The sequence below is a fragment of the Paraglaciecola sp. G1-13 genome (genome assembly GCF_055809255.1).
This window is the reverse complement of the sequence record NZ_CM147903.1, coordinates 3559082-3576645: the sequence shown is the minus strand read 5'-3', so window position 1 is coordinate 3576645 and position 17564 is coordinate 3559082. Positions and strand designations below refer to the sequence as shown.

Here is a 17564-nt window from a genome sequence, read left to right as displayed (position 1 = left end):
GTCATAAAAAAACCGCTATCGAAAAGTAGCGGTTTTTTTTGCGCTACAAGTAAGCGCAATATAGGCTAATTAGACCTTAAACTGCTGTACAGAACTTTGTAGCTCTTCGGCAAGCTTGGCCACCTCGTGACTTGATTCAGACGTTTGATGCGCGCCTACAGAGGTTTCTTCGGCGATATTCACGATATTCTCTAGCTTCTCGCTGATTTCTTGCGACACCACATTTTGTTCTTTCGCTGCTTGAGCGATTTGCGAACTAACATCGTACGCTTTATGAACGGCATCAGAAATGAGCTGCAAGGCTTTGGTTGAGGCTTCGGTTTTCTCAACACAAACGGTTGTTTGCTCTTTGCCTTGGTTCATTACTGCTACGGCTTTTTCAGCACCCGCTTGAAGCACTTCAATCATCGAGTTAATTTCTTGAGTCGATTTTTGTGTGCGACTGGCAAGGGTACGTACTTCATCTGCTACTACGGCAAAGCCTCTACCATGCTCACCTGCGCGCGCCGCTTCAATGGCCGCGTTTAATGCGAGTAAGTTAGTTTGGTCAGCCACGCCACGAATAACATCCAAAATACCGCCGATGCTGGCACTGTCTTGATGAAGCTTGTTAATAACCTCGGCCGCTTCTTCAACGTCACGGGCGAGCACTTCAATGGTGCGAATGTTTTCTTCCGAGATAGCTTTAACCTTCTCGGCTTCTTCATCAGCATGTTGAATTTGACGCAATGTATCTTCAGCGCTTTGACTGACAACCAAGGACGTACTGTGCATTTCTGTTGTTGCGGTAGCAACTTGTGCGATCTGTGATTTTTGCTCTTGAATCGATGTCGTGGTTTGCATGGTCACCGCAGAGGTCTCTTCTGATGCCGCAGCTAACTGAGCAGAGCGAGAGCCTATACCTGAAATCAATGACTTTAAGCTGTCAACCAAGTTATTACAGTTTTTCGCCAAAGTGCCAAATTCATCATCGGAAGAGTCGTCTAAACGTTGAGTAAGATCCCCTGATGAAACAATGTTCAGCATCTCATTAACTCTGTTAAGCGGCTTGATAATAGCTCGCACACCAAAGAAGGCAATTACGCTGGCAATTAAGACCGAGATAATAACAATAAATGTGGTTCGTAGATTGCCAGAGCTAATTGAGCTTTTGACCGATTCATTGGCTATCGATGCTTTATCATCGGCAAGTTTAGAAAGGGTATTAAGTTTGGTAATGGCTAACTCGATGTTGGCATCTGAGGCCCTGTAAGCGGCAGTGGCTTCATTCTGTTTGTTGATCTTCTTTACTTGGTTTTGTAGCACACCCGTTGACGAGCTTACCAAGTCTAGGACTGACCCCGTCATTTGATAGATTTCGGACAAGGTACCACTAGGGTCGTTGCCACCCGCTGCGTTTTGAATGCCACTCAAAGACTCACGAATTTGGTTTACAACCAGTTCTACCTCGTTGCCTAGGGTGTCAGCCCTGACCAAATTTTGGGTTTTAATATATTCTGAGCTCACTGTGATAAGTGACATTAAATTGGTTTCAAGGCGATTGGCTAATTCTGAAGCCTTGGCAAGTTGGGCATTATTTTGAACTTCGTCAAGGTCAGAGAAATCTAAGATCAGTGAGGAGGTGTCATCGGCGTTATCTTCAATATCGCCAATTTGACCACGCAGTGTATCGCGCATAGCAAGGTCAGCTTTACGGCTATCAAACAGCTTTAATACATTGACCTTATAGTCTTCGTAAATGCCATCCACTTCTGCTAAAGAGGCTTTTAAATCAGACTCTTGGCTGACTACCTGCTTAAGTGTATTGAATTCGTTTTCAAAGTTGCTTTGGCTATTGTTAAAGGCTTCGCTTTTTTCATCAAGGCTGTCTAAACCGTCACCGTAGTAGGCTTCTGCCGTTAGGCGCCCCATGTTTAAGAATGACACTTTGAGTTGACTACTGCCGCTGACCGTCGGAAAAGCGAGATTACTTACGTCTTCGGTAGCGTCATCTATATCATCTAAGGTAGCGAGTGAAAATATTCCCATGACGATAAGCAGCGAAGTAATAATGGCGAACCCACCTACAACGCGCAGTGCTACAGTCAATTTCATGTGTGCTCTCCAAATAAATCTATTTATTATAGGTGTTAGGGCGATTATTTTATTGTGTGATGAATGCAAACAGCAATGCAGCTAAATTACATATTTTAATCTCTTACAGGCCAGTTTCACACAATAACAAAGGCAATCATACCTGCGTTACTTATGTCCCTAACACAATGCTTATCAAATTCGATAACCACTACAATCTGCTTAGATTTACCCTACGAAAGTAGTATCGACTTAAAAGCGGTTAACATTAGCTAACTTTTTAATTTTACTTGAGATAATAACGAAATGCTTCGCATTCAGCACATTTAGCAGTTACTAATATAATACAAAACTGAAGACGTTTTATGACAAAATGCGGAAATTATGAATAGGGAAGTGTTTGAATATGGTCTCGTTTTAGCTTTGCACTCGCAACCAGTCATCTGCACGAAGCAAGGTCATACGCCCTCCCCAAACAAATCCTGTATCTAAGGCAATAAAGTGACTGTTTTGAGTCTCGCCATTCAAAGCCGCCCAATGCCCGAAAACGACTCTTTGCTGAGTTGTTAATTCTGGGTTGTTGACGCTAAACCACGGAGTGAGGGACTTAGGCGCATCTTGCGGTGGGGTTTTACATTCAAACTCAAGGCGCTGGTCTTTTTCCAAGAAACGCATTCTAGTAAATGCATTAATGATAAAACGTTGCCTTAACTCGCCTGTCAAGTCATCAGCCCAGCGGTTGGGCTTGTCACCATACATGTTTTGTACTAATTGCTGCCAGTGAGGTCCTTGTAGCGCTGTGCTAATTTCATCGCTCAAGCCCAATGCTTTATCAAAACTCCACATAGGATATAAGCCCGCGTGGGTCAGCAATGTATTTTCTCCAAGGCTTAGAGCAAGTGGCTTTTGGCGTAGCCAATGGCAATATTTTGCGAACCTGTCAGAAGCAATGACGCTGTCAAGCTTGTCACCCTTTTTTGCGCGCCTAACACCGCAGAATATTGCTAGTAAATTTAAGTCATGGTTACCTAACACGGTGTGAAAACTATCACCTAATCCGTGCAAATAAGCGAGGGTTTCTAAAGATTCAGGGCCACGACCAATAAGATCGCCAACCGCATATAGTGTGTCTTTACCCGGTGCAAAGTCTACTTTGTTTAAAACGACTTTAAGGCCACTCAAGCAACCCTGTATATCACCCACGATATAATCAGCCATGTGTACACTCTGAACTAGTTGATTTGATGAGGGACGGCTAGGCGGAAAATATCAATGGGTACACGAAAGAGTGCGCCATCTTTATCCTGCATTTCGTAATAACCTTGCATTGAGCCTACGGGGGTATCAAGTACCGCGCCGCTAGTATATTGAAAGCTATCGCCACTTTCGATGTGTGGCTGCTGACCAACAACGCCAGCGCCTTCTACTTCAGATTGTTTGCCATTGCCGTCAATGATGAGCCAATAACGGTTGATAAGCTGCACACTTTCGTCACTGTTATTGGCAATGTTAATTCCATAAGCAAAAGCGTATTTGTCCGCCTCATTGGCGGTATGCTCTGGTAAATGTTGGGTGTGTACAACAACCTTAATTTTATCACTTAGCTCGTGACCCGTACTTAATGAACTTGTCATTTAATCCTCCTGAGTACTAAACGCAAGATCGGCAATCTGTCCAAATTGAGCCAGTGATAAGTTTTCCGCTCGTAATTCAGGGTTAATATCCAACGAGATAAGTTGCGCTTCGCTAAGGCTTTCTTTCAAGCTATTGCGAATGGTTTTACGGCGTTGATTAAACGCTTGAGCACATACGCGGTTAAGTGCTTCTTCGCTTTTTACCTCTACCGGCCTAACCTTGTGGGGAATAAGACGCACCACAGCTGAATCGACTTTAGGCGGTGGGTTAAAGGCCCCTGGCGGGACATGAATAACCGGCATTATGTGGCAGTGATACTGCGCCATCACAGACAAGCGGCCATAGTTCTTGTTACCCGGTGATGCAGCCAGCCTGTTTACCACTTCTTTTTGCAGCATAAAATGCATGTCTTGCACTTTGTGCGCGAACGAAAACAAATGGAACATCAAAGGGGTTGAAATATTATATGGTAAGTTACCGAATACTCTTAACGGATGCTCTTCACTGAACAACTCAGAAAAATCAAACTTTAGGGCGTCCTTTTCTACGATGTTCAGCTTACTGGCAATGAACGGGTGCGTACGCAAACGCTGGGCAAGGTCGCGGTCTAACTCGACTACGGTTAGCTTATCAATCAGTTCGCAAACCGGTTCGGTAAGTGCGCCTAAACCCGGGCCTATTTCTACCACGTTTTGTCCCACTTGTGGGTTAATGGCAGATACGATTTGATCAATAATATAAGGGTCGTGCAGAAAGTTCTGACCGAAACGTTTTCTGGCTGTGTGGCCTAAATGTTGTTTGCTCATTGTGTACTTTTTGCCAATGAAATGGCTTCCTTGATAGCGATGCTAAAACTGCCAACATCGGCTTGGCCGGTAGCGGCTAAATCGAGTGCGGTTCCGTGGTCCACGGAGGTGCGAATAAAGGGTAATCCCAAAGTGATGTTTACCGCTTGACCAAAGCCCTTGTATTTTAACACAGGTAGCCCTTGATCATGATACATAGCAAGCACGGTATCGGCTTGTTGCAAATACTTTGGATTAAAAATAGTGTCAGCCGGTAATGGCCCGGTAAGCGTTATGCCCTCTTGGCGCAGAGCATTAAGGGCAGGAATGATCGTATCTATCTCCTCACGGCCAATATGCCCGTCTTCACCTGCATGAGGATTGAGCCCACATACAAAAATATGCGGCTTAGCAATGCCGAACTTAGTTCTTAGATCATGATCTATGATACGGATCACGTTACCCAGCTTGGGCTGAGTAATAGCAGCAGATACCGCTGTCACTGGAATATGCGTCGTAGCGAGTGTTACGCGCAAGCCTTCGGTGGCCAGCATCATCACAACTTCAGGGGTGTTCGACTGCTGGGCAAAAAATTCAGTGTGGCCACTAAAGGGAATGCCTGCCTCGTTTATCACGCCTTTATGCACAGGACCTGTCACCAGAGCCTGAAATTCGCCATTGAGATTCATCTGGCAAGCTTGGTGCAGTGTATCTAATACGTATTGGCTGTTCGTTGGATTTAGTTTTCCAGCAATGACTTCATCCTGCAGCGGTATATCAACAATATAAAGCGACCCGGCAGGTTGAATGTCCGTGCGGCTTGCATCGTATGGTAATAACGTCAATGGGATATTCAGTGCATTTGCACGGGTACGCATTAGCTCAGCATTGGCAAATACCACTAACATGGCCTGCCATTGCTGCTGCGCTAAGGTGATGATTAAATCTGGGCCAACCCCTGCTGGTTCGCCCGGTGTTATGGCAAGCTTAATGGTCATGAATTAACTATTGTCTTTTTCATCAAGTAATTCGACATAAGCGCTGTCACGCATTTCTTTCAACCATGCTTCAGTTTCTTCAGCAAACTTACGCTGGAACAACAACTGATATGCTTTGTCTTCTTTGCGTTTTTCTGTGGCGTCTTGTACACGTTTATCCATCAATTGCATTAAATGCCAGCCGTGGGTAGAGCGAACAGGTTGGCTGATTTCGCCTACTTCTAAGCTCTGCAGTGTATCCCTGAAGGCCGGTACATAAACGTTAGGGTCAGCCCAACCTAAATCACCGCCGCGCAAAGCTGAACCAGGATCAGCTGAGTGCTCTTTAGCTAATTCAGCGAAGTCTGCTTCACCTGCCAACAGTTCTTTTCTAAATTCGGTTAGCATCTTTTCTGCTTTCTCATCGCTTAAAATAACCGAGGGTTTGATCAAAATGTGACGAGACTTAAGCTCTGCAACTTCGACTTTTTCAATGCCACGAATATCAATAATTTTCAATACGTGAAAACCTGCACCACTGCGGATAGGGCCGATTAAGTCATCTTTACTGGTGCCTTGTACAGCCTCTGCAAAGAGTGTTGGCATAGAGTTAATGTTCATCCAACCTAAATCACCGCCTTCAAGCGCTTTAGAGCCAGAAGAAGAAGCCGTAGCGATTTTGGCAAATTCAGAGCCGTTGTTTAATAGTTCTAATACTTTCTCTGCTGTGTCTTTGGCTTTGCTGACGTCTTCGTCAGTTGGCTCAGGTGGAAAACCAATCAAAATATGACCTAAATGATACTCAGCTTGTTGTCCGCCTTGTTCATCGATAAGCGTCACTAAGTTGCTTATTTCTTGAGGCGTAATGTATATACGGCGACGCACGTTGGCGCGGCGCACTTCGCCAGTGACCAACTCTTTGCGCACTTGCTCACGATATACCTCAAAGCTGACCCCTTCAGAGGCAAGGTTTTTACGCAAGTCTTCAACTGTTGTGCCGTCTTCTCTGGCGATGTTGTCTATGGTTTGATCTAATTGCGGGTCGCTAATTTGAATGCCCATACGCTCAGCCATTTGATTTTGCAAACTATCCACAATCAAGCGCTCAATCGCTTGGGTGCGCAAGACGCGATCTGAGGGTAAGGTTTGATTGTTGGTTAATGCGTTACGTTTTACGGTATTAACTAATTCTTCAATTTGGCTTTCAAGAACCACGCCTTGATCGACAATGACTGCTACGTTGTCCAAGCGGACTTGCTTGGCGAACGTGTTAAACGAGATAAATGCCAAAAGGGCAAAAGTGACTACAGTTAATTTCATATTTATGGTTACTTATTAATTAAAATTTACACCTGAGTGTATGGGTTATTTTTTATGGTACTTGGCGCTAATCTAACAGATAAGGCTGTCGATAGCCGAACAATCCATCTCTTAACATATCGCGCCCGGAGCTATCGCCGCCAATTCCTTTAAATAGGAATTGAATCGCGATACCTGAATCAAATTCATCAGTACTTTGTAGGCCATCATCATCAAAACGACTGGTTAATTGACGTTGAGCTACGATGCGCAATGCCCAGCAACACGATTCGTATTGTAATCCTGTGTAGCTCTCGATGGTACGGTGACGATCGATATCTCGATACCAACGCCCAACCCAGTACCAGTCTTGGGCGATGGGCCAACTGGCTGTTAAGCCTAGTTGACTGATCTGTTCGCCAGATAAATCACGCACAAATCGATGGTTGATTTGCAGCATTTTGTCTCTAGCAAGCCGATACTCAAGGCCAACACTACTTCGTTCAACTTTGTCAGTTTGGGTGGATACTTGCACTTCACTGTGGGCTAACCACTTACTGCCGATGCGCCAGTCCAACTCTGCTGCTAAGGCTGAGCGGTCATCTTCTTTACTCGCTGCGGTGACCTTGTTGTCTTCAAGATAGAAAATCTGACCTAAGCTAAGTTTAAATTGTTCCCTATTATCTTCATCTATTATGCGAGAGGTTACTCCTAGGGTCACTTGATTCTTATCGCTGATGCGGTCTAAGCCAGTGAATTCCTGCCCTCGAAACAATCCAGCAAAATCGTTAAACAAGCGTGTTGTGTCATACAAACCGATATCTGATTGGTCTTCATAACTGGTGTAAAGGTACTGGGCTCTGGGTTCTAGCGTTTGAGTGACGTTATCCCCAAACCAATGAGCTTGACGCTCAAAGACTAAGGCCCCGTATAGTTTTGCTTGGCCTAAGGTGCGTGACACGTCACGAGACAGGTCAGTGCCCTCGATATCCTCTTGGCGATACACCGTATGCATTATTGAGGTTTCCGCTAAGAATTCCCCCCAACTGTTTTCTAAAGGTAAGCTGAGCGTCGGGGCGATATGTGCGCGGGTGGCCTTAGGGCTAGTACCATTAGCATTGTCGAAACGGGCTAGCTCAGAGTGAATATCAAATTTAAAGCCAGCGGGTAAATCGGTAACATAATCGAGTTTTAATTCGGGCAGCGCGCGGTAGGTGTCATCGTGATCACCTAAAATTTCAAAATCTCTAAGTTGCAAACTGACATTCAGTGCGTCGGAGTAATAATGCAAACCTAGGGTTCTAAACAGGTGAGTATCGGCAGAGTTGTAATAATCAGAGCCCAAATCGACAATATAGTTGTCATCGCTTAAGCCGTTAAAATCTACATTCACTTCCCAATCGTCTGATAACGCACCTTTATGAGTGAAGCGATAAAAATAGCGATCCTCATTGGTCGTTGAATCGGAATCGTTGGGCAAGTACTCAATATCAATCTGGCCGCTGTTGTTCTCAGTCAAATAACGAAATTCTGTCTTTAGCTGCAAACCACGCTTAGTCATATATCTAGGGGTAATAGTCGCATCGTACTGCGGGTCTAGATTCAAATAATAAGGTTGTTCATATGCAAAACCTGTGCTGCTACTACTGCCGACTTGGGGGAACAATAAACCGGTTTCACGGGCATCGGTCACTGGAAACGAGTAGTAAGGTAAATAAAATATGGGAATATCTTGCACATAGAAGAACGCATTGCGCGCGACACCACGGGTTTCATCTGGTTTCACTGTGATGCTATCCGCGTGTACCAACCAATCTTCTTGACCTGTGGGGCAAGTGGAGAACGTGACACCGTTTAACTCCAAGCCCTGGGTTTGGTCCACCACTAATAACTCTGCTTGTCCACGAGCATTGAGGGTGGTCAATTCATATTGCGTATCGGCAATTTCCATGCGGTTATTCTGGGTATTAAGAAGCACTTTTTGGCTGGTCACGCTCAATTGAGGGTTTTGATAGCTCACATCCCCAGTGGCAATTAATTGCTGAGTAGTGCGATCAATTTGCGCCTTATTGGCAATAATTTGTGAATCTTTGTTGGTTATTTCCACGTCTCCCTCAAATTCTGCGAAATTATCTTGCTGAATAGAGGTCATATTAGATATAACTTGAATTTGTCCGTTTGGCAGACGCTTCTCTACCACGAAAGTATTTGCAGGTGCTGGACATGTTTCTTGGGCTACAGCGCTAAGCGAGCACACAGAGAAACAGAGCACGTGAAGAGGTTGCTTAATTTTCATACGGTAGGGTAAAAAGGCAGCCTGATAATGGTTAAAGTCACGGGGGTTAAGCTCCAATTTTAAGGGTTTCACGCAGATTTGCTAGTAAACTTGCAAAAAAAGCGATATTTCGCCATTCTTCGCTGTCAATTTTTACCCCAACAAGAGGTCCTAAGTGAGCCCATTGGCACAAAGACAAGCACAACTGATGGATTGGATTAATCATTCCACACCTTATTTGTGTCAACAATTACACATGGTTTACGGTGATGCCAGCTTTAGGCGTTACTTTCGCTTCACCTTTGATGGTCGCAGCATTATTGCTGTTGATGCCCCACCTAAATTTGAAGATAGTCGTAAATTTGCATTAGTCGCTGAGCTCTTTGCTGCTAACGGATTATGCGTGCCCGATATATTGGTCGCTGATCATGACTTAGGTTTTTATTGTCTCAATGATTTCGGTGATGAGCAATTGGCGCATCAATTAAACGAGCAAAGTTGCCATCAACTATATCCCAAGGCGTTAGCGCTGCTGCCAAAGGTACAGCAATGTACAACGACTACTCAAGCATCTTTGCCAGCCTATGATCACAAACTTTTTTCTCGTGAGTTTGAAATATTCACCCAGTGGTTATTAGATGTGCATTTGAGTTACCAAACCACGACCGAGCAACAAACGATGTTGAACGACACATTCAACGTGTTAGCGGATAGCTTTTTTGAGCAACCCAAGGTTGGCGTACATCGAGATTTCCATTCGCGCAACCTGATGATGCTTGAAAGCGGTGATATCGGCGTGATTGATTTTCAAGATGCAGTGATTGGCCCCATTACTTATGACGCGGTGTCATTATTGCGCGACTGTTATCGGCGCTGGCCGGATGAATGGGTCAGCCATTGGCTAGAGGCATTTCAACAGCAGTTTTACCCGCAATACTCCCTTGCTAAATTTACCCGTTGGTTTGATTTAACCGGTATGCAACGACATGTGAAAGCCAGCGGCATATTCGCACGCCTTCATCACAGAGATGGCAAAAGTGACTATTTAGGCGATATTCCCCGCACCTTGGGTTACTTAGTTGATATTGGCAAAGGTTATCCTGAGCTCTATGGATTTGCTAAGTTTGTTGAAGATGAAGTTTTACCTAGTGTATTGGCAATAGAAGATGCTGGAAAAGGTAAAGTGGTCTCACTCGCTCGCAGCAAAGGCTAGTAAAGTCGAACGTTAAAAAGCTTGGATATGATAACGCGAGGTTATGACGAACAGTGGTTGTCACTAATAAAAGAATAAATACCGCGATGATTTTGGCGGCTGGGCGGGGTGAGCGCATGCGTCCATTAACAGATACCCTCCCAAAACCCTTGTTAGAAGTGCGCGGTAAGCCTTTGATTGAATACCACCTAGAACGTTTAGCCACAGCGGGTATCAAGCACGTTGTGATCAATCACGCTTGGTTGGGCGATAAAATAGTACAACGGCTCGGTGATGGTTCGCGCTTTAATCTAGAAATAATGTATTCAAAGGAAGAAACGGCACTTGAAACAGCAGGTGGCATAAAGCAAGCATTGCCACTGCTTAGTCAAGATAACCCGTCAGATGCATTTTTAGTGGTCAATGGTGACGTTTTCACTGACTTTTCTTTTGTGAACATGCTTGATGAATTGTCGGCAAAATCTGCTCTGCTTGCTAATGAGTTCCCCTTGGCCCACTTGATATTAGTGCCAAACCCCCCACACAATCCTGATGGCGATTTTTACCTACAGGGTGGTCGTGTGAGCAAAGTGCTACAGCAAGTCCCCCTGAATGAAACACCAACCTGCGACGGCCAGTGGGGGAAATACACTTTTAGCGGTATTGGAGTATACCGAAAGGCGTTGTTCGACAGCCTCACTCCAACGAGTTTGCGTTTAGCGCCGGTATTGGTCGATGCGATGGCCAATGAGCTAGTCAGTGGGTCCCTATTTGAAGGCCTGTGGATTGATATAGGCACGCCTGAGCGTTTGGCTCAATTAAATGCACAAGATTGAACGACTGAGTTCAAGAACTTAATTTTATGACAGGGTAAATAATGATTGGCAAGATTTTAGGTACCATTTTTGGTTTTATGTTTGGGCGGATCCCCGGTGCCATATTGGGTTTTATTGTTGGGCATATGTTCGACAAAGGCTATAGCCAAGACTTCAATCAAATGGGCGGCTTCAGTGGTTTTTTTACCAGCCAAGATGACTTTAAAAAGCAGGCAATCTTTTTTCATGCCCTGTTTTCAGTCATGGGACACATTGCCAAAGCAGACGGTAAAGTCAGCGATGTAGAGATCAAAATGGCCAGCGCCTTGATGGATCAAATGGGGCTGGAGGGAGATACCCGTAAAGAAGCCCAGCAGGCCTTTCGCGAAGGTAAAGAAGCAGACTTCGCCCTAAAAGACATCATTGTTGAATTGAAAGAGTCTTGCCATGGGCGCAGAGACATACTGCAAGTCTTTTTAGAGATTTTGATCCAAGCAGCCTACGTTGACGGTAAGCTCGATAAAGCAGAACAAAAAGTCCTTGAAACTGCAGCTTTACATCTTGAGTTCAAACAAAACGAGCTATTGTATTTACTCTCTGTTTACGAAGCGGAAATACGTTTTCGTCAGCGTGGTGGTCAGCGAGATGGGCGATCGTCACACAGAGCACATCAGGGCAGCCAGTCGACTTATTCTACTCAGCAATCGTTGAATGATGCTTATCAAATATTGGGCGTGAGTGAGTCGGATGATGATAAAGCAGTTAAAAAAGCCTATCGCAAGCTTATGAGCGAAAACCACCCTGACAAACTGGTCTCCAAAGGCTTGCCGAAGCAGGCCTTAGAACTAGCAAAGAACAAAGCGCAAGATATACAAGCGGCGTATGAAATGATCAAAGAAAAGCGCGGCATGCGCTGATCGCTATAACCTTAAATCTCAACCTTTTGCTCTGAGCCACGATTCTTTTCGATGTTACGGTAGTTGCATCTATTGCATCTATTGCAGCTACCGCTGACAAACCTGCCGTTTTCTGTGCACCATCATTGATAGCACTGGTAGGTGTGTATCAAATCACCGTATAAATGTAACAAATGTAAAAGTGCTAGGCTTTTACATGAAACTTAATGAGAATGCTTCTTATTTGAAATCACAATAATCAATAGGGAGCTTTTCTTGAAAAAACGAGTATTCATAGGTGCAATATGCTCATTAGCCAGCGTGGGTGCACTAACCAGCACATTGGCATATGCAGATACTGATACAACAGAAACCGAAAGTACATCGGCCGTAGAGAAAATATCAGTTGTAGGGGCCGCCACCAATCTCAGCATTACTGCCGAAGATATAGAGCAATATCAAGCGAGTGATCTGGCGGATATCTTCCGTTATTCACCTTCTGTCAGTGTGGGTGGCTCAGTGGGCGTAGCGCAAAAGATTTATATTCGCGGTTTAGAAGATGCGTTTTTGAATGTCACGGTCGATGGGGCGCAGCAAACCTCTACCTTGTTTCACCATATTGGTCGGGTGACGATTGACCCAGACCTTTTACAACAAATTGATGTGCAGGCGGGGGCAGGGGAGGCCACCAGTGGTCCTGGTGCTATTGGAGGCTCAATTCGCTTTAAAACCAAAGATGCGCAAGACATGTTAAAGCCAGAAGAGCAATTTGGAGGCCGCGTTAAGGCAAACTACTTTTCAAATGACGGTACTCGCTACAGTGGCAGTCTTTACGGCAAATTAAGCGATTCTTGGGGAGTATTGGGTTATTACAGCACCATTGACCGAGACAACATGGAAGATGGTAACGGCAATGAGATATACGGTACCGCCGCAGATCAAGACATGGCGTTTTTGAAAGTTAGTGGTGATATCGCAGAAAATCAATTCTTGTCGTTAAGCGTTGAACAACGTGATGAAGAAGGCGAGTTTTCAGCGCGGCCTAATTGGGCTGTGCAAGAAGGTGATGCCCTTTATTCAAGTGAAGCTCAGCGTGACACCTACGTGGCTAACTACCGTTTTGCACACAGTGCGTTGGTTCACATCGAAGCAACCGCATACCAAACAGACTCTTCTTTTCGCGGTGGCCGCTTTGATTGGTTAGCAGAAATTGACACCTATGGTTTCGATCTGCGCAATACCAGTGAAACTGGGCAGCATAAATTTGTTTACGGTATTGATTATCGTCACGATGAAGTGACCAGTGGATCAGCCCAAGGCGCGACTGAAAACGCCGAAGAAGGGAGTGTGTTTGGGATTTACGCTCAAGGTTACACTGATCTCACCCCAGAGTTATTGCTAAGTTACGGTGTTCGTTACGACGACTATGATTTTGAGCAAAACATCTTGATTGATGAATACTATGGTGAACCCGTCACCGACGTCGCATCGACATTGGATGACTCTGAAGTCAGTTTTAATGTGGGGCTCGCCTATGACTTAACCCAAGAGTGGACTGTCGGGTTAGGCTACGCTCAGGCCGCTAGAGGCAAGCAGATAGGTGATGGCTTTACCATAGACGGCTATCTCTATGATGGCTCAGATATACCGGTTGTTGCCAATGACCTAGTACCTGAAACCGTAGAAAATATCGAAGCGTCTGTTGAATACAATACTCATAATCTGAACGCAAAGCTTAGTGTTTATCACTCTTCTTTGGATGACGTTATTTTTGAAGGATATGAAGGTAATGCTGTGTTTAACAATATCGGCACACTCGATACAAGTGGTGTTGAGTTTGATGTGGCATATCGTGTAAACGGAATCGATTTATTCCTTGGATTCTCCAGTGCAGATACTGAATTAAAGCCAAGAGAGGACTTATACAGTGTCAGCTACTCATCAATTGATATTAACGGCTATGAATTTGTCGGCTTAGGAAACAGCCGAGGAAATACTTGGGTGGCGGGAGCGGACTACGACATCAACCCAGATATTAGCGTTGGTGTGAGTGTCGCTAAAGTGGACTCTATTGATATTGACACCCTGCATCAAGCTGTAGATTTAGGTTGGACAGATGCCTTATATCGCTTAAATAAACCCAGTTACACCACAGTGGATATTTACGGAAAATGGCATATCACCAATAACTTGATGGTTAATTTAGCGGTCAGCAACTTATTCGATAAATTATATATCGACCACTCAAGTGTGGGGGACTATAGCGAGGTATTTGCTACGGTTATTGGCCCATATGAAGCAGGTCGTGACGTTCGCTTGTCTGTCTCTTACGATTTTTAATCACCTAGTATTATCAATTTATGAGCAGTAATGTAATCAAGAGGTGGGTCTTTTGGGCCCATCTAGTGACGGGGCTGGTGGCAGGTCTGTTTGTCTTTTGTATGTCGTTTACTGGTGTGTTATTGACCTACGAGCGGCAAATTATTGAATTCAGCGAAATGCAATATGCCGTCGAGCCTGACACATCAGCTAGGCGTATCAGCACCGATGAGGTTGTTGATATCTTGCACCAACTCCATCCCAATGAGCATCATATATTTATCCGCTGGGTGAACAAAGAGGGTGCCGCTATACCTGCCTGGTCCGGTAAGAGCAGTTATTTACTGCACCCTTATACGGGAGAGGTGTTGCGAGACGGTGAGGGCGTGACGGCTGAGTTTTTCCACCAGGTGACCAACTTGCATCGCTATTTATTGCTTGCGGGAGATTCTCGCGCTATCGGCAAAAACATTACCGCTTACGCGAACCTAGTCTTTTTATTTTTACTGCTCAGCGGTCTGTATTTATGGCTACCGAAACGTTTTAATCGCACCGCTTTAAAACATGCATTTAGGTTACCAAAGCGTTATTCAAATACTCAGCATCGCTATCGACAATGGCACTTGGTTTTTGGAATTTGGTGCTTGCCCGCACTGTTTGTTATTGCGCTAACAGCCACCCTTTTTCATTTCACGTGGGCAAATCAAGCGCTCTATGGTGTGTTTGGGGAAAGTGTACCGCAACGAGAAACTCACCAAGCACCCACAAGTTTAGCGGCGGATGTTGTGCCTTACGAGACCTTGTTTCAATTTGCTATTGGCCACGCAAATGACAATGACTACGCTGATTGGCATTCCATGTGGTTGGAAATAGGAGAGGAGGAAAATGAGGCCCGCTTCTATATCGACAAAAGCATTGGTCACAGACAAGAGCTGGCGTATTCATTGTATTTTGATACTTCCAGCGGCGATATCAGTAAGGTACTGCGAAAATCAGATTGGTCCCGCGGAGGTCAAGCGTGGGGCACAGCTCGGTTTTTACACACAGGGGAATACTTCGGCGTAATAGGCCAGACTATTGCTGGCTTGGTGTCTTTAATGGCTTGCATTTTGGTGTACACAGGTATTTTACTGGCATGGCGACGATTGATAACAGCGCCTCGACAAAGAAATACACCTACATAGATCAAGGTGACTCGTCACGAGAGCTTGAGCAAGGAAGCTCAACGCTGATTTCTAAGCCCAGTGGCGAGCCCTGTTCGTTACCGTCGTTTTTACTGTAACAGTTTGAGGCTTTTATGCTACCGCCTACTGCTGCAATCTGTCTGTGGGCTAACGCCAGTCCTAGGCCGAATCCACTAGGGTTGACAGTTCTATCTGATGGAGTATCTACCGATCTTGCTTTATCGACCCGGAAAAATGGCTTAAATATATCTGACAACATGCTTTGGGGGACACCTGGGCCTTGATCTCTAACGATCAAGAGGTAGCCGTCGTCACGCTGGCTCAAGGAGACCTTTACCTCGCTGCCTTTTGGCGTGTAACGCAAAGCATTGCGTATGATGTTTTCGATAGCTTGGCCTAAGGCTGTTTGGCTACTGTGGGACATTTTGCTTTGCGCGGGTAAGTCTGTTGTTAACAGGCGATCCGGATACTCAAAGCGAGCATCTTCACAAATCACTTCTAATAACTCGACTAAGTCAAAATCATCCGTGTCGAGTCGTGGCGATTCATTATTCAGCCAAGCTAATGTGAGCGTGTCCTCTACCAAATTGCGCATGGTAGCTGCTTCGTATCTTAAGCGTTCTAAGGCTTGTTTGGGGTTTATATTTTGCTCTACAAAATCCACCGCCATGTCGATTCGGGTCAAAGGAGTGCGTAATTCATGGGATAAGTCAGCGAGCAACTGCCTTTGATTGTAAATGAGCTTACTTATGCGCTGTGCCATATGATCGAATGTGGCAGCAAGGCGTGTTAACTCGTCGTCTCGATGGGATAAATAAGGTGAGACTCTTACATCGAGCTCTCCGCTACTGAACGCCTTAGTGGCATTTTCTAATTTTCGTAGCGGTGACATAACATGTTGATAAAGCACAAAGCTCAAAAGGCTGAGTAATAGTAAGGGTAGAGCAATTTGTAAAATGACTTTTGCGTAAATCAGAAATGCCCCAGGGCGCATGCGTTGTGGGAGTCGAATCAAAAAGTGGCTTGAGGCATCTGAAAAGGGGATCTCCATGGTGGGGTTGTCTTCAAAGTACAGGTGAATTTTCCACTCAACGCTTCGCCCCATTTGAAACCGATCAAGGTACTGGCTTTCTATGGTTGAACCAGCAAAAGGGGTGATATTTGTTCGCACCACAGCAGCCCAGGTATGCTCTTTTTGCTGCAACGCGCGTAGCCAACTTGCTAAGGCCGCTTCACCGTCGCGGCGTAAAATTTCTTCTGCCTCTTTACCATATTCAAGTAGCTGTTGTTGATGCTCAGGCGCGATGAAACTCATGCTGGTTTCAGTGTGATTTGTTAACCAACTCAATGCCCAAAAAAGTAACACTGTGCCCAACGCAATAAATGCGCAAAGACGCCAGAAAAGGGAGTTTTTCATGTAAATCGATAACCCTTACCGTGCATCGTCAGCAAGCGTTCCGGCGACATGCCCGCCTCGACCAACTTTTTACGCACTCGGCTCAAGTGCATATCTAAACTTCTGTCATAACGACTAAAGGGCCTATCTAGCACACTGTGATAGAGAAATGCCTTGCTCATGATTTCATTTCTGTTTTCGATTAACACCCATAGTAATCGGAATTGGATTGGCGTCAGTTCAACGTCACAATCTGCAAAAAAAACCTGCTGTTTTATCCGATTAAGACGAAGTTTATCAATTTTCAATTCTGTCGTTTTCGTGATTGGCTCTACGCTGTGTTGACTGCGGCGCAGCAATGCTTCAATGCGCAGCATCATTTCGGTGAAATTAAACGGCTTGGGTAGGTAATCATCTGCGCCTTTTCGATAGCCTTCGATTCTCTCTTGTTCGGCACCACAGGCCGTGATCATCATAACCGGCGTTTGCTTGCTGCGACGTATTTGATTCAACACATTAAAACCATTGAGAGAGGGGAGCAAAACGTCGAGTAAAATGAGATCGAAGCTTTCCTGTAATGCACAGAGTAACCCCTTCTGCCCGTCTAAGCATTGGTGGGTATTGAAGCCTTTTTCTTCGAGTAATCTTGCGACTTGACCACTTAAGGTGGCATCGTCTTCGATAATCAAAATGCGCTGAGAGGACATGGCAGTACAGG

At 45.0% G+C, this 17564-nt stretch carries 14 protein-coding genes; 5 read left to right on the top strand and 9 right to left on the bottom strand.

What is annotated here, in order from left to right; all coding sequences use genetic code 11:
- Positions 1–69 precede the first annotated feature (69 nt).
- The 7 genes from AC0L6N_RS15285 to AC0L6N_RS15255 all read right to left on the bottom strand — a co-directional run bounded on the left by AC0L6N_RS15285 (position 70) and on the right by AC0L6N_RS15255 (position 9122).
- Positions 70–2094, bottom strand: coding sequence for a methyl-accepting chemotaxis protein (locus tag AC0L6N_RS15285; RefSeq protein WP_473475671.1), 2025 nt, complete (start codon positions 2092–2094; stop codon positions 70–72).
- Positions 2095–2490: 396 nt separating this feature from the next.
- On the bottom strand, positions 2491–3291 hold the full coding sequence (locus tag AC0L6N_RS15280) for a symmetrical bis(5'-nucleosyl)-tetraphosphatase (protein WP_473475669.1): 801 nt from the start codon (positions 3289–3291) through the stop codon (positions 2491–2493).
- Between the two features lie 14 nt (positions 3292–3305).
- Positions 3306–3707: a Co2+/Mg2+ efflux protein ApaG gene (gene apaG, locus AC0L6N_RS15275; RefSeq protein ID WP_473475667.1), complete on the bottom strand. Its 402-nt coding sequence runs from the start codon at positions 3705–3707 to the stop codon at positions 3306–3308.
- Entirely contained in the window at positions 3708–4514 is an 807-nt protein-coding gene (rsmA, locus tag AC0L6N_RS15270; protein WP_011576156.1) for a 16S rRNA (adenine(1518)-N(6)/adenine(1519)-N(6))-dimethyltransferase RsmA, read from the bottom strand. It abuts the gene before it with no gap.
- The gene (gene pdxA, locus AC0L6N_RS15265; protein WP_473475664.1) at positions 4511–5491 is read right to left on the bottom strand and encodes a 4-hydroxythreonine-4-phosphate dehydrogenase PdxA; all 981 of its coding nucleotides are present in this window, start codon (positions 5489–5491) and stop codon (positions 4511–4513) included. Before pdxA ends, rsmA begins: the two co-directional genes overlap by 4 nt.
- Positions 5492–5494: 3 nt before the next feature.
- Complete coding sequence (gene surA, locus AC0L6N_RS15260) at positions 5495–6790, bottom strand: peptidylprolyl isomerase SurA (RefSeq protein ID WP_473475661.1); 1296 nt, start codon at positions 6788–6790, stop codon at positions 5495–5497.
- 67 nt (positions 6791–6857) lie between these two features.
- Positions 6858–9122, bottom strand: a complete 2265-nt coding sequence (locus AC0L6N_RS15255; RefSeq protein ID WP_041714567.1) for an LPS assembly protein LptD — start codon at positions 9120–9122, stop codon at positions 6858–6860.
- 97 nt (positions 9123–9219) lie between these two features.
- On the opposite strand from AC0L6N_RS15255, the gene AC0L6N_RS15250 reads away from it, so the two are divergent.
- From AC0L6N_RS15250 to AC0L6N_RS15230, 5 genes are all read left to right on the top strand, one after another.
- Positions 9220–10257, top strand: a complete 1038-nt coding sequence (locus AC0L6N_RS15250) for an aminoglycoside phosphotransferase family protein (RefSeq protein ID WP_473475658.1) — start codon at positions 9220–9222, stop codon at positions 10255–10257.
- An 86-nt stretch (positions 10258–10343) separates the two neighbouring features.
- Complete coding sequence (murU, locus tag AC0L6N_RS15245) at positions 10344–11072, top strand: N-acetylmuramate alpha-1-phosphate uridylyltransferase MurU (RefSeq protein WP_473475654.1); 729 nt, start codon at positions 10344–10346, stop codon at positions 11070–11072.
- Positions 11073–11113: 41 nt separating this feature from the next.
- Complete coding sequence (gene djlA / locus AC0L6N_RS15240) at positions 11114–11968, top strand: co-chaperone DjlA (protein ID WP_473475651.1); 855 nt, start codon at positions 11114–11116, stop codon at positions 11966–11968.
- Positions 11969–12223: 255 nt separating this feature from the next.
- Positions 12224–14287, top strand: coding sequence for a TonB-dependent receptor (locus AC0L6N_RS15235; protein WP_473475648.1), 2064 nt, complete (start codon positions 12224–12226; stop codon positions 14285–14287).
- Between the two features lie 20 nt (positions 14288–14307).
- The gene (locus AC0L6N_RS15230) at positions 14308–15450 is read left to right on the top strand and encodes a PepSY-associated TM helix domain-containing protein (RefSeq protein WP_473475647.1); all 1143 of its coding nucleotides are present in this window, start codon (positions 14308–14310) and stop codon (positions 15448–15450) included.
- Between the two features lies 1 nt (position 15451).
- Here the strand turns inward: AC0L6N_RS15230 and AC0L6N_RS15225 are convergent, their stop codons facing one another.
- Both AC0L6N_RS15225 and AC0L6N_RS15220 read right to left on the bottom strand, forming a co-directional pair.
- A complete protein-coding gene (locus tag AC0L6N_RS15225; protein WP_473475645.1) occupies positions 15452–16867 on the bottom strand; it encodes a sensor histidine kinase in 1416 nt (471 codons plus the stop codon).
- Positions 16864–17553 (bottom strand): response regulator transcription factor, encoded by a 690-nt coding sequence (locus AC0L6N_RS15220; protein WP_473475642.1) that lies wholly within the window; start codon positions 17551–17553, stop codon positions 16864–16866. Before AC0L6N_RS15220 ends, AC0L6N_RS15225 begins: the two co-directional genes overlap by 4 nt.
- Positions 17554–17564: the final 11 nt, after the last annotated feature.